We start from the raw sequence: 13212 nt of genomic DNA, 5'->3' as shown, positions 1-13212 counted from the left end.
CAACCGTCTTCCGTCTTTACCGCACCACCTTGCCCGGACTGTCCATGGAACCGATAGCACCTTGGCTCTCCTGCATCGCCATGTAGATCATATGACGCCACTCGGCTGAGAGGCCTTCAGCGATTCGACCCTAAGGGAACTCGTCGAACAGACCGAGGCCAGGACCGGGTGCCGTGCGGAGGTCGAGCGCATTGTCACCGGACGGCCGTGGCGCATGGACGAGGTCTTTCAGGATGCGATAGAGGCGGCGGCCGAGCGCCACTCACCCGTTGCACACGTCAGAATGCCGAGCGGCGCGAGCCACGACGCACAGGTCGTGGCTCGCAAGCTGCGGGCCGGCATGCTCTTTGTGTCCAGCATTGGCGGCATCAGCCATCATTGGACCGAGAACACCAATGACGCGGACTTCGTGCTCGGCTGCCAAGTGCTGTCGGACGCGGCCGAGGCCATCCTGCACGGTCACGGCCGCCAGGGATCGTATACCAACGGCCAAAAGATTGACCGTCAAAGAGGTGAGGCAGGTATGGCCTGGCCTGCCCCTCCAGCCAGGCTGTTCCGTCGCTATGCCCCTAGCCCCTCGAACAGTGCAGTCGACAGATATCGCTCGGCGAAGGATGGGATGATCACGACCATGTTCTTCCCCGCATTTTCCGGCCGCGACCCGACGATCGCAGCGGCATGGAGGGCTGCCCCCGACGAAATCCCGACGGGTACGCCTTCGAGGCGGGCGACGAGCCTAGCGTTGGAGAAGGCGTCGTCGTTGGAGACGGTGACGATCTCGTCATAGACGGAGGTGTCGAGCACCTTCGGTGTGAAGCCGGCCCCGAGCCCCTGGATCTTGTGCGGGCCCGGGTTGCCGCCGGAGAGCACGGGCGAAGCCTCCGGTTCGACCGCAACGACATGCAGGCCGGGGCGACGCGGTTTCAGCACCTGGCCGACGCCGGTGATGGTGCCGCCGGTGCCTATACCCGAGATGAAGATGTCGATCTCGCCCTTTGTGTCGTTCCAGATCTCCTCGGCCGTGGTGGCGCGATGGATCTCGGGATTGGCCGGGTTCTCGAACTGCTGCGGCATCACCGCATCGGGCAGTGATTGCACGAGGTCCTCGGCCTTGGCGATGGCGCCCTTCATGCCTTTCGCGCCTTCCGTGAGCACGAGCTCGGCGCCGAGCAGCAACAGCATCTTGCGGCGCTCGACCGACATCGTTTCCGGCATGGTCAGGATGAGCTTGTAGCCCTTGGCGGCCGCGGCGAAGGCCAGCGCAATGCCGGTGTTTCCCGAGGTAGGCTCCACCAGAACCGTGCGGCCGGGCGTGATCCGGCCCGAAGCTTCGAGAGCCTCGATCATGGCGACGCCGATGCGGTCCTTCACGCTGGCGATCGGATTGAAGAATTCGAGCTTGGCGATGAGATTGGCCACGATGCCCTTTTCCTTGGCGTAATTGTCGAGCCGCACCATCGGCGTGTCGCCGATGGTCTGGGTGATGGAGTCATAGATCCGACCCCGGCCGGGAACATGAGTGACGGGTTTGTCCATGTGGGTCTCCAATGCTCGAAAGAATTGCGAAACGGGGCCGTGCTCTGGCTCTCAGCGAACGGCGATCGCCGCCGCGGCGCCGGCCATGAAACCGGCCGCGGTCCGATTGAGCGCCTTGAGGGCGCGTGGGGTCTGGAGGAACCAGCGCGCCTTCGCGGCAAGCGCCAGATAGGGCACCAGCACGATCAGCAGCACGGCGACGGTGCAAGCTGCCAATATACCGAAATCAGTCGCCGTGATGGTGCGGAGGTCGACCAGCGTCGGCGTCAGCGCCAAATAGAAGATCATCGTCTTCGGGTTGCCGAGCGTGACGGTCAGGCCGGCCAGCAGGCTCGCCAGCGCACCGCCCTTGCCCTTGCGCGCTTCGATGGTCTCCGGCGTGATGCCGCTTCTCCAGAAGCCCCAGGCGAGCCAGGCGAGATAGGCCACGCCAAGCCATTTGATGATCAGGAAGAAAGTGCCGAAAGTCTGGGCGATGAAGGCCAGGCCGAGCACGGCGGCCGTCAGATAGGTGAGGTCGCCGAGCACGAGGCCGAATGCCATGAACAGTGACGAGCGGAAGCCCGATCCGAGCGCTCTGGCGACCAGGGCGGTCACGCCGGGCCCCGGAATGGCCGCGGCGACCGCGAGGGCGCCCGAATAGGCAATGAAACCGGCAAGCGTCATGACGTCCGTCCCTGAAAGAACGGTCGTGCTTATTGCATGAAAGTCCTGGCAGGGACAGGCCTTGTTCGATTCGCCGCACTCCGGTCTTCGTGCGTCCTTCGAGGCTCGCTTCGCTCGCACCTCAGGATGAGGTGGGTCGGCGCCATGGCCCTCATCCTGAGGCGGCCGCGACGCTGCCTCGAAGTGGCCATTCTGGGGTCGTAGCGCCAACCATCCTCATCCTGAGGTGCGAGCGAAGCGAGCCTCGAAGGACGCACCCGCTGGTAAACTGACCTCTACCGGACCAGAAAACCGCGGCCCAGCTCGTCGTCGTCCTCGAGGATGTATTCCGCTTTGCCCGTGTAGTAGGCGCGTCCGCCGACGCGCGCGACAATCCCCGGCCGGCCGTCGGACAACGTCACCGTGCGCGCGACCGAGCCGGAAAATTGCGAGCCGACGATACTTTCGAAAAACCGTGTCTCGCCGGGTCCGATCGCACCCCTGGCGTGCATGGCCGCCAGCCGTGCGGTGACGCCCGAACCGGTCGGCGAGCGATCTACCTCCTCTTCGGCGAAGACGCAGACGTTCCGCGTCGCAACGCCATCCGCGCCATTGCCGCTATCCGTCAGGATCGTCCCGTAGAGAAAGGCGAGATCGGCGTGATCAGGGTGAGCGAGCGGGAACTCGGCTTTCAGCTTATTGGTCAAGGCGCTGGCGGCGTCCACGAAATCGCGCACTCGGCTGCTGCGGAATTCCACCCCGAACTGCCGGCAGTCGGCAAGAGCATAGAAGGCTCCGCCATAGGCGATGTCGAATCCTATCTCTCCGAAGCCCGGGAGCTCGACGCGCTGTTGTAGAGCGACGGCGAACGCCGGCACGCTTTCGAAGGAGACCGCGCCGGCCTTGCCGTTCTCGACCTCGACCGACGCGACCACCATGCCGCAAGGGCATTCGATATTGACCGTCGTGACCGGCTCCACGAGCCCTACGATGCCCTGGTCCACTGCATAGCGCCCCAGCGCGATGACGGCATGGCCGCACATGGTCGAATAGCCTTCATTGTGCATGAAGAGCACCGCGAGGTCCGCCCCTGGGAGGTCCGGCTCCACCGGCAGGACGCCATACATGTCGTAATGTCCGCGCGGTTCGAACATCAGCATCCTGCGCAGATGGTCGAGGTGATCGCGCACGAAGGCGCGCTTCTCGAGGATCGTGCCTTTCGGGATCGGCGGATAGCCGCCCGTCACGATGCGCACCGGCTCGCCGCCGGTGTGCATGTCGGTCACTGTGAGCATCGTCATTTGCCGGTGGCGAACAGGGTCTGGAGTTTTGGAAAGGGCATGGCCGCCCGGGCGAAATTGAATTTCCCTTCCTCCAGGATCTCGTGCGCCGCATTCTGCAGCATGCCGAAGCAGAAGGTCGTGAGCTTGGACCCTAGCGAGATGCGGCTCGCCCCGGCATCGGCCAGTTCGGCGACGGTGAAGCCCGGCATGGCAAGCACGTTGACCGGCTTGGAGACGGCCGAGCAGACCGTGCGGACGCTCTCGATGTCGGTGAGGCCTGGCGCGTAGAGAACATCCGCTCCCGCCTTCTCAAAAGCCTGGAGCCGCTTGATCGTGTCGTCGAGATCGGGCCGGCCCCAAAGGAAGTTCTCGGCCCGGGCCGTGAAGACGAAATCGTGCTTCAGCGCATGGGCGGCTTCCGCTGCGGCTGCGACGCGCTCGACTGCGTGGGAAAAACCATAAATTGGATTGGCGGGGTCGCCGGTATGGTCTTCGATCGAGCAGCCCGCGAGGCCCGCTGCATCCGCCGCGAAGATCGTCTCGCTTGCGCTCTCGGCGCTGTCGCCCTTGCCTTTTTCCAGATCCGCCGAGACCGGCAGTTCGGTCGCGCCGGCGATTTCGCGGCAGTGGTGGATCATCGCCTCGAAGCCGACGCCGCCATCCGGCAGGCCGCGCGAGAAGGCGAAGCCGGCGCTCGTGGTGGCCAGAGCCTTGAAGCCGAAGGAGGTGAGAAGCTTGGCGGTGCCGATGTCCCATGGATTGGGAATGACGAAGGCGCCCGGCGCTTCGTGTAGCTCCCGAAACACCCTGCCCTTGTCGACAGAACTCTTGTCCATGAGCCGCCCCTATCGCTGCAACGTCGGGGAGATTCTATACCCAGGAGACGGAGCTTTCCAAGCCGACTCCGCGGGCTTCGTCACTGGATCGGGATGAGACCTGCCAAGGCCCGCATGTCGTCGAACAGCACGCCGCCTGCCGCTGTCAGTCCATCGCGGTCGGCCATGGGATCGCCGCAATAGGAAAAGACGCGCATGCCGGCCGCAATGCCTGCCTGCGTGCCGGGCACGCTGTCTTCGATGACAACGCAGTCCGCCGGGGCGAAGCCGAGCGCCTCCGCCGCATGCAGGAACAGGTCCGGGGCGGGCTTTCCCTTGCCGACCATGGTGGCGCTGAACATGCGGCCCTCGAACAGGGGCAGGAGGCCCGTCGCTCCGAGCGTTATCTGCATCTTGGTGAGCCGTGCCGAGGTCGCGACGCAGAAGGCGAGCCCGGCTGCCTGAACATCTCCGATGAAATCGCGGACGTAAGGGACGGGCTCGACCCCGTTGGCGAAGAGGTCGGGAAGGGCCAGGTTCCAGCGCTCGACGAAATCGGCATCCAGCGGGACACCTTGTGCCTCCACCTCTGCCTTGATCGAAACCATGCTGCGGCCGGCGAAACGCCGCCGGCAATCCTCATAGGCGATCGGATAGCCGGCCTGCGTCAGCCAGTCGGCAAGGCGACGGTTCCCCAGCCCTTCGGTATCGACCAGGATACCGTCGCAGTCGAAGATGACGAGTCGCGGGACAGTCATGCCGTTCCGGTTGAGCCGAAGCCCCCGCTCCCCCGCGTCGTGCCCGCAGCGGCGCTGCGTTCCTCGACCGTTGCGCGGCTGACGGGCGCGATCACGAGCTGCGCGACGCGCATGCCGCGAGTCACCAGGAAATCCTCCTCGCCGAGATTGACGAGCAGCACCTTCACTTCGCCGCGATAGTCCGAATCGATCGTGCCCGGCGTGTTGAGGCACGTGATGCCGTGCTTGAAGGCGAGGCCGGAACGTGGCCGGACTTGGCCCTCGAAGCCCACCGGGATTTCAAGCACGAGACCTGTCGGCACCAAGGCGCGACGCCCCGGCAGGATGAGCACGGGGCGGTCGTCTGCGACGGCGGCGCGCAGGTCGAGGCCGGCGGCCCCGGCCGTCTCGTAGGCCGGCAGCGACAGCCCATCGGAGTGGGGCAGCCGAACGACGCCGAGAACAGGATCGATCGTGGGGATTGTCATGAGCGCAGCCCTATCGGAGCCTCCCGCCGCGAGGTCAACCGTCGAAGGTCTTTTATCAACGGATTTCGACCGGCACCACCGTCGTTTCCTTGATCTCTTCCATGACGAAAGAGGCTGATACGTCCGACAACGGGACCTTGGCGATGAGGCGCTGATAGAGCCGGTCGTAGGCTTTGACGTCGGCGACGCGGGCGCGCAACACGTAGTCGAGATCGCCGGACATCCGGTAGACACCGGTGATCTCCGGGAAGGATGTCGCGGCCTCGCGGAATCGGGCGAGCCATTCCGGGTCATGGTTCGATGTCCGGATCAGGATGAAGACGGAAAGGCCGAGTCCCAGTCTTTCCGCGTCGACCAGCGCGACCCGTCCGGTGATCACGCCTTGGTCTTCCAGCACGCGTACGCGTCGCCAGCAAGCATTGCGCGACAGGCCGACCCGGACCGAGAGCTGGTCGACGGAAAGCGTGCCGTCGCTTTGCAGCTCGGCAAGGATTCTTCGGTCAATCGCGTCGAGTTTGGTGTCCATGTTGGGACGTTTGTCCCACAATTGCCTGGATATCAAGGACAATTTGGGATCTGCGTTCCCGCACGTCATGGCAGGATGAGGTCGATGCTTCGAACAACAGAATAAAGGGAACGATGGGCATGCGACTGTTCAGGCTTTTCACCGATCACCCAGGCACGGTAGGTGAAACCTATTTCGGCCACATGGCTTTTGCCGGCTGGTTCGCCTCGCGGCTCTTCATGGCCGGCGCGGCGGCCCTCGTCCACGCTTTCCTGCCCTTCCTGTTCGAGACCACCGCGAGCACGATCGTGCGCGAGCTCTACGAGCGCACGCAGGGCAGGGGCAAACGGCCGGAACTGCCGGCCGCGAGCTGACCGCGCATTTCGCATTCGACTCCAGCGAATGCTCCTGTTAGAAGCCGCCAAACGACGGCGCGGGGAGCGACGTTTCCTGCCCTTGCGCGATGGCTTTGCGGTTTCCATCTTCGCGGGCGGAAATGCATCGTTCCCTGCCGCATGACAGGATTTCTCCATTGGCCGAAGACATCAAACAGGCGGTGGCGCGCCGCCGCACTTTCGCGATCATCGCGCACCCGGATGCCGGTAAGACTACCCTCACCGAAAAGCTGCTTCTTTTCGGCGGGGCGATCCAACTCGCCGGCGAGGTGAAGGCCAAGAAGGATCGCATCCAGACCCGCTCCGACTGGATGAAGATCGAGCGCGAGCGCGGCATTTCCGTCGTCACCTCGGTGATGACCTTCGAATATGGCGATCACGTCTTCAATCTGCTCGACACGCCGGGTCACGAGGATTTCGCGGACGATACCTACCGCACGCTGTCGGCGGTGGATTCGGCGGTCATGGTCATCGACGCGGCGAAGGGTATAGAGCCGCGTACGCTGAAGCTGTTCGAGGTCTGCCGGCTGCGCGACATCCCCATCATCACCTTTGTCAACAAGATGGACCGTGAAAGCCGCGATCCCTTCGAGATTCTCGACGAGATCGAGACAAAGCTGGCGCTCGACACCGCGCCGGTGACGTGGCCGATCGGCCGCGGCAAGACCTTTGCGGGAACCTATCATCTCGCCCAGAATGCCGTTCGCCAGAGCGACGATCAGGTCGAGCGCGTGTCCGTGCACGGTCCGGATTCCAACCGCGTGGCGGGGCTGCTTCCCGACAATGAGCGCGAGGCCTTCATCGAGGAGGCGGAGCTTGCCCGGGAGGCATGCAAGCCCTTCGATCTCGATTCCTTTCGCGAGGGGCATCTGACCCCGGTCTACTTCGGCTCGGCGCTCCGCAACTATGGCGTTCGCGACTTGATCGAGGCCCTTGGGGATTTCGGGCCGGCGCCGCGCGCGCAGGAAGCCGACGCCCGCATGGTGGAGGCGACGGAACCCGGCATGAGCGCCTTCGTCTTCAAGATCCAGGCGAACATGGATCCCAACCACCGCGACCGTATCGCCTTCGTCCGCGTCTGCTCGGGCAAGCTGCAGCGCGGCATGAAGGCGAAGCTCGTCCGCACGGGCAAGCCGATGAGCCTTTCGGCTCCGCAATTCTTCTTCGCGCGTTCGCGCATCACGGCGGACGAAGCCTATGCGGGCGATGTGGTGGGTATTCCCAATCACGGTACGCTGCGCATCGGCGACACGCTGACGGAAGGCGAGGGGATCCTGTTTCGAGGCGTTCCGAACTTCGCGCCGGAAATTCTGCGCCGCGTACGGCTTGGCGATGCCATGAAGGCCAAGAAGCTCAAGGAAGCCTTGCAGCAGATGGCGGAAGAAGGCGTCGTGCAGCTCTTCTCGCCCGAGGACGGCTCGCCGGCGATCGTCGGCGTTGTCGGTGCGCTGCAACTCGACGTGCTGAGGGAGCGCCTGTCGGTGGAATATGGTTTGCCCGTCGATTTCGAAATGGCGCGTTTCTCGATCTGCCGCTGGATCTCGGCGGCCGACAGGACCGAACTCAGCCGCTTCATAGAGGTCCACCGCGGCGACATTGCCCGCGACCTCGACGGCGACCCCGTCTTCCTGGCTCCGCATGAATTCGGTCTCAACTACGAGGCCGAGCGCTGGAAGGCGATCACCTTCGCCGCCGTGAAGGACTATCAGGTACGGGAAGCGGCGTAGGCTGCTTACCCTTCATCCGACCTCGCTTCGCGAGGCCACCTTCTCCCACAAGGGGAGAAGGAAGGAGCTTGGCACAGGCGCTTCTGCAAAGCCACAAACGGCGGCGCTTGGCGCAAAACCGGGTCCTGCCAGCATTCCCTTCTCCCCTTGTGGGAGAAGGTGGCCGCGCGAAGCGCGGTCGGATGAGGGGTCGCTCCCGCCCTCAATACCCCGCCTTCCGATCCACCAGGTCGCGCAGCGGCTCGCCACGATCGAAGGCGTCCATCTGGTCGAGCATCGGCCCCACCAGATGCTCGGGATAGGATGTCGCGGCCGCATGCGGCGTGACGAAGACCCTTGGATGTGTCCAGAGCGGGCTGGCTTCGGGCAGCGGCTCCGTCTCGAACACGTCGAGGCTCGCTTCCTTCAGCGTGCCGTCGTCGAGCGCGCGCAATATGTCGGCGTCGCGCTGGAGCTTGCCGCGCCCGGCATTGATCAGAACGGCACCACCCAGGCCATTGTCGCGGCGCAACTGCCGCAACAGCTCGTAGTCGACGATGCCCGCTGTCGCCGCCGTGAGCGGCAAGAGAACGACGAGGATGTCCGTGGCGTTGAGGAAAGGCGTGAGGCCGGCCTCGCCATAAAATGTCACAACGCCTTCCATCGGCCGTTCCGTCCGGCCCCAGCCGTTGACCGTAAACCCGAGGGAAAGCAGGGCGGAGGCAGCCGCGCGCCCGAGATTGCCAAGCCCCATGATGCCGACCTTGGTCTCGGAAGCTTGCTGCTGCGGCGGCTCCTGCCAAATCCTGCGTGCCTGCTGGCTGCGATAAAGCATGCCATGGCGGTGGTGGTCGAGGACCCGCCAGGCGACATATTCGGTCATATGCCGGGTCAGATTGTCGGCGACGACACGCACGATCGGCACGTCCGGCAGACCGGGATCGTTGAGGAGATGGTCGACGCCGGCCCCGGTCGAGAAGATCGCTTTGAGATTCGGCAGTTTGGAAAGCACGTTGGGACGCTGTTTCCACACGACGGCGTAACGGATCGACGGGTCGGTCTCGCCATCCGGCTCCAGCACCACGTCGCGCCGGGCCGATAGTAGGTCGCGCCAGCGCTGCCGATCGATACCCGTAACCGACAGAAGGACGCGGCTGTTGTTGTCGCCCGGCATGCTTTTCTCTCTTGTAATGCTTATTGACTGACCGCGCCTTCGGGCGCCGTTTCCATGCGGAACGCCGCCGAGATCAGGGCGCGCGTGTATTCGGATTGCGGCCGCTCGAAGATCTGCTCCGACGGGCCGTGCTCGATGACCCTGCCGTTGCGCATCACGATGACCTCGTTGGCGAGCGCGCGCACCACCTTCAGGTCGTGGCTGATGAACAGATAGGCCAGATTATGCTTGGCCTGGAGGTCGCGCAGGAGATCGACGACCTGCGCCTGCACGCTCATGTCCAGCGCCGATGTCGGCTCGTCCAGCATCACGAAGCGCGGGCTGAGCACCATCGCGCGGGCGATGGCGATACGCTGGCGCTGGCCGCCCGAAAACTCGTGTGGATAACGGTGACGCGTGTCCGGATCGAGACCGACTTCGCGGAGGACGTCGACGACGCGCTGCTCACGCTGCTCGGGCGCCAGTTTCGGCTCGTGGATCGCCAGTCCTTCCTGGATGATTTCGCTCACCGACATGCGCGGGCTGAGCGAGCCGAACGGATCCTGAAAGACGATCTGCAGCTCGTTCCTGAGCGGACGCATGGCGTTGAAGGAAAGCTTGTCTATGTCGCGGCCGTTGAAATGGATGCGGCCCTGCGAGGAGATCATGCGGCAGAGCGCCAGGCCGAGCGTCGTCTTGCCCGAGCCGGATTCTCCGACAACGCCGAGCGTCTGGCCGGCGCGGACCGTCACGTCGATACCGTCGACGGCCTTCACATGGTCGACGGTGCGGCGGAAGAAGCCCTGTTTGATGGGGAACCAGACCTTGATCTGGTCTCCCTCCATCACAGTTTTGGCCGAAACGTCGGCAACCGGTGGGCGGCCTTTAGGCTCGGCCGCCAGGAGATGCCGGGTGTAGTCGTGCTGTGGACGTTCGAAGATCTCCTTCGTCGGCCCGCTTTCCACGATCTTGCCGCGCGTCATCACGCAGACGCGGTCCGCGATCTTGCGCACGATACCGAGATCATGGGTGATGAACAGCATCGACATGCCCCTCTTCGCCTTGAGTTGGGCGAGGAGCTCCAGGATCTGGGCCTGCACGGTCACGTCGAGCGCGGTCGTCGGCTCATCGGCGATGAGCAGTTCGGGTTCATTGGCGAGCGACATGGCGATCATCACGCGCTGACGCTGACCGCCGGAGAGTTGATGGGGATAGGCGTCGAGCCGTTTCTCCGGATCGCGAATGCCGACCTGGTGAAGCAGGTCCAGCGTGCGTTCACGCGCACGGCGCTCGCCCATGCCCTGGTGGATTCTCAAGACCTCGCCGATCTGCTGGTCGATGGTGTGGAGCGGATTGAGCGAGGTCATCGGCTCCTGGAAGATCATCGTGATCTTGTTGCCGCGCACCCGGCGCAGTTCCTTCTCGTCCTTGGCGAGCAGGTCCTGGCCGTCGAAGAGGATCTCGCCGGAAGGGTGGCTCGCAGGCGGGTAGGGAAGGAGCTTCAGCACCGAGAGAGCGGACACCGATTTGCCCGATCCGGACTCGCCCACCAGGGCGACGGTCTCGCCGCGCCCGATCTCGAAGGAGATATGGTCGACGGCAGTGCTTGTCTCGCCTCCCTGGGTGAAGGCTACGGTGAGGTCGCGCACGGAAAGCAGGGGAGAGGCGCCGTTTCTCATTTGAACGTCCTGCGGGGATCGAAGGCGTCACGGGTCGCCTCGCCGATGAAAATCAGCAATGACAGCATCAGCGAAATCACGATGAAGCCGGAAAGGCCCAGCCATGGGGCGTTGAGATTGCGCTGTCCTTGCTTGAGCAACTCGCCCAGCGAGGGCGAGCCGGGAGGCAGGCCGAAGCCGAGGAAATCGAGCGAGGTGAGGGTGGTGATGGAGCCGTTCAGAATGAACGGAAGGAAAGTGAGCGTCGCCACCATCGCGTTGGGCAGGAGGTGTCGGTACATGATGGTGCGGTTGGGCACGCCGAGCGCGCGCGCCGCATTCACATACTCGAAATTGCGGGCACGCAGGAACTCGGCCCTGACCACCCCCACGAAGGCGGTCCAGGAGAAAAGCAGCATGATGCCCAGCAGAATGAAGAAGCCGGGCGGCAGCACGGCGGAGATGATCAGCAGCAGGTAGAGCACGGGGATTGCCGACCAGATCTCGATAAAGCGCTGGAAGAGCAGGTCGGTCCAACCGCCGAAATAGCCCTGCACGGCGCCGGCCGACACCCCGACGACCGCCGAGGCGATCGTCAGCACGAGGCCGAACAGGACTGAGATGCGGAAGCCGTAGATGACGCGGGCGAGAACGTCGCGGGCCTGATCGTCGGTGCCGAGCCAGTTCCAGTTGCCTATCGTGCAGTCCGGATCGGCAGCCCCTAGCGGGTAGCGCTGGCAGCGCTGTTCGATGGGGTACATCCAGGACGGCCTGGCCGGCGCCGCTTCCGGGATCTCGTTGTTGACGGTGCGATAGGAGTAGCGGATCGGCGGCCATATCAGCCAACCATTGGCCTCGATCTCATCCCGGATGACTGGATCGCGATAGTCCGTTACCGCGTAAAACCCGCCGAACTTCTCCTCGGGATAGTCGATGACAGTCGGAAACAGGATCTCGCCCTTGTAGGAGGCAAGGATCGGACGGTCGTTGGCGACGAATTCGGCGAAAAGCGACAGGATGAAAAGGACGAGGAAAATCCAGAGCGACCAGTAACCGCGGCGGTTGGCCTTGAAGTTGCGCCAGCGCCGCTGGTTGAGCGGCGACAGCCAGGGCTTCGCGGGCGTTTTGCCCTGACTGTCCGTTCCGGCCTTCTGAAGGGCATGCGCCATCAGACATCCCTCCGCTCGAAATCGATGCGCGGGTCGATCCAGGTATAGGTCAGATCCGAGATCAGGCTGACGATCAGGCCGATGAGCGCGAAAATGTAGAGATTGGCGAAGACCACGGGATAATCGCGATCGAGCACCGAACGGAAGCCGAGCAGGCCGAGCCCGTCGAGCGAGAAGATGTTCTCTATGAGCAGCGATCCGGTGAAGAAGGCCGAGATGAAGGCTCCGGGAAAACCCGCGATCACGATCAGCATCGCGTTGCGGAAGACATGCCCGTAGAGCACCTGCCGCTCGGAAAGCCCCTTAGCGCGGGCCGTGGTGACATATTGCTTGCGGATCTCGTCGAGGAACGAGTTCTTGGTGAGCAGCGTGGTCGTCGCGAAGGCCGAAAGCACCATTGCCGTCAGCGGCAGGGTGAGATGCCAGAAGTAATCGACGATCTTGCCCCACAATGAAAGCTGGTCCCAATTGTCGGACGTCAGGCCGCGCAGCGGGAACCAGTCCCAGAACGAACCTCCGGCGAACAGCACCATCAGAAGGATGGCGAAAAGGAAGCCGGGAATGGCGTAGCCGACGATGACCACCGCGCTTGTCCAGACGTCGAAGGCCGAGCCGTCGTGAACGGCCTTGCGAATCCCCAGGGGAATGGAGATCAGATAGGAGAGCAGCGTGATCCACAGGCCGATGGAAATCGACACCGGCATCTTCTCGATAATGAGATCGATCACCGAAATGTCGCGGAAGAAGCTCTCGCCGAAATCGAAGCGGGCATAATCCCAGACCATCTTGAAGAAGCGTTCGAGCGGCGGCCTGTCGAAGCCGAACTGCTTCTCGAGCTGCGCGATGAATTCGGGGTCCAAGCCCTGCGCGCCGCGATATTTCGAGGAGATTTCGCTGCCCGGCTCGAAGTTGCCGCCGGTGCCGCCGAGATCCGCCCCACCGCCTGTGAGCCGGCCGGCGGCATCGCCGCCCTGCCCGGTGATCTTGGCGATGACCTGCTCGACCGGGCCGCCCGGCGCGAACTGGATGACGGCGAAGGAGACCGCGAGAATACCGAGCAGTGTCGGGATCATCAGCAGGATGCGCCGGAGAATATAGGCGCCCATCAGAAGCTGTCTCCCC

General features: G+C 63.9%; 13 protein-coding genes and 1 pseudogene. 3 read left to right on the top strand and 11 right to left on the bottom strand.

Features of this window, described 5'->3' with window-relative positions; all coding sequences use genetic code 11:
- Positions 1 to 184: 184 nt before the first annotated feature.
- Positions 185 to 433, top strand: a pseudogene (locus ACCO56_RS17505) (M20/M25/M40 family metallo-hydrolase); the annotation flags it as partial.
- Positions 434 to 561: 128 nt separating this feature from the next.
- Here the strand turns inward: ACCO56_RS17505 and cysK are convergent.
- The 7 genes from cysK to ACCO56_RS17470 form a co-directional block, all read right to left on the bottom strand.
- Positions 562 to 1536, bottom strand: coding sequence for a cysteine synthase A (cysK, locus tag ACCO56_RS17500; protein ID WP_433642081.1), 975 nt, complete (start codon positions 1534 to 1536; stop codon positions 562 to 564).
- 51 nt (positions 1537 to 1587) lie between these two features.
- Positions 1588 to 2202, bottom strand: a complete 615-nt coding sequence (locus tag ACCO56_RS17495; RefSeq protein ID WP_433642080.1) for a LysE family translocator — start codon at positions 2200 to 2202, stop codon at positions 1588 to 1590.
- A gap of 275 nt (positions 2203 to 2477) precedes the next feature.
- A complete protein-coding gene (locus ACCO56_RS17490) occupies positions 2478 to 3476 on the bottom strand; it encodes a proline racemase family protein (protein ID WP_433642079.1) in 999 nt (332 codons plus the stop codon).
- A gap of 2 nt (positions 3477 to 3478) precedes the next feature.
- Entirely contained in the window at positions 3479 to 4300 is an 822-nt protein-coding gene (locus tag ACCO56_RS17485; RefSeq protein ID WP_433642078.1) for an isocitrate lyase/PEP mutase family protein, read from the bottom strand.
- Positions 4301 to 4380: 80 nt separating this feature from the next.
- Entirely contained in the window at positions 4381 to 5037 is a 657-nt protein-coding gene (locus ACCO56_RS17480; RefSeq protein ID WP_433642077.1) for an HAD family hydrolase, read from the bottom strand.
- On the bottom strand, positions 5034 to 5504 hold the full coding sequence (gene dut / locus ACCO56_RS17475) for a dUTP diphosphatase (protein WP_433642076.1): 471 nt from the start codon (positions 5502 to 5504) through the stop codon (positions 5034 to 5036). The genes ACCO56_RS17480 and dut overlap by 4 nt, the downstream gene beginning before the upstream one ends.
- Before the next feature lie 55 nt (positions 5505 to 5559).
- Positions 5560 to 6030, bottom strand: coding sequence for an Lrp/AsnC family transcriptional regulator (locus ACCO56_RS17470; RefSeq protein WP_433642075.1), 471 nt, complete (start codon positions 6028 to 6030; stop codon positions 5560 to 5562).
- Positions 6031 to 6143: 113 nt separating this feature from the next.
- Between ACCO56_RS17470 and ACCO56_RS17465 the strand changes: the two genes are divergently transcribed.
- Both ACCO56_RS17465 and ACCO56_RS17460 read left to right on the top strand, forming a co-directional pair.
- On the top strand, positions 6144 to 6383 hold the full coding sequence (locus tag ACCO56_RS17465; protein ID WP_433642074.1) for a DUF6356 family protein: 240 nt from the start codon (positions 6144 to 6146) through the stop codon (positions 6381 to 6383).
- Between the two features lie 158 nt (positions 6384 to 6541).
- A complete protein-coding gene (locus ACCO56_RS17460) occupies positions 6542 to 8131 on the top strand; it encodes a peptide chain release factor 3 (protein WP_433642072.1) in 1590 nt (529 codons plus the stop codon).
- A gap of 202 nt (positions 8132 to 8333) precedes the next feature.
- On the opposite strand, the gene ACCO56_RS17455 is transcribed toward ACCO56_RS17460, so the two are convergent.
- From ACCO56_RS17455 to ACCO56_RS17440, 4 genes are read right to left on the bottom strand one after another with little or no spacing between them, the layout of a single operon-like run.
- Positions 8334 to 9284: a 2-hydroxyacid dehydrogenase gene (locus ACCO56_RS17455; RefSeq protein ID WP_433642071.1), complete on the bottom strand. Its 951-nt coding sequence runs from the start codon at positions 9282 to 9284 to the stop codon at positions 8334 to 8336.
- Between the two features lie 20 nt (positions 9285 to 9304).
- Positions 9305 to 10942 carry an ABC transporter ATP-binding protein gene (locus ACCO56_RS17450; RefSeq protein WP_433642070.1) on the bottom strand — a complete coding sequence of 546 codons (1638 nt, stop codon included), beginning with the start codon at positions 10940 to 10942 and terminating at the stop codon, positions 9305 to 9307.
- Complete coding sequence (locus ACCO56_RS17445; RefSeq protein ID WP_433642069.1) at positions 10939 to 12090, bottom strand: ABC transporter permease; 1152 nt, start codon at positions 12088 to 12090, stop codon at positions 10939 to 10941. The genes ACCO56_RS17450 and ACCO56_RS17445 overlap by 4 nt, the downstream gene beginning before the upstream one ends.
- Positions 12090 to 13196, bottom strand: coding sequence for a microcin C ABC transporter permease YejB (locus ACCO56_RS17440; RefSeq protein WP_433642068.1), 1107 nt, complete (start codon positions 13194 to 13196; stop codon positions 12090 to 12092). Before ACCO56_RS17440 ends, ACCO56_RS17445 begins: the two co-directional genes overlap by 1 nt.
- Positions 13197 to 13212 lie beyond the last annotated feature (16 nt).

The organism is Mesorhizobium sp. 1B3 (assembly GCF_050958605.1).
In the GTDB taxonomy this organism is placed as follows: Bacteria; Pseudomonadota; Alphaproteobacteria; order Rhizobiales; family Rhizobiaceae.
This window is presented reverse-complemented; position numbering and strand designations above follow the sequence as displayed.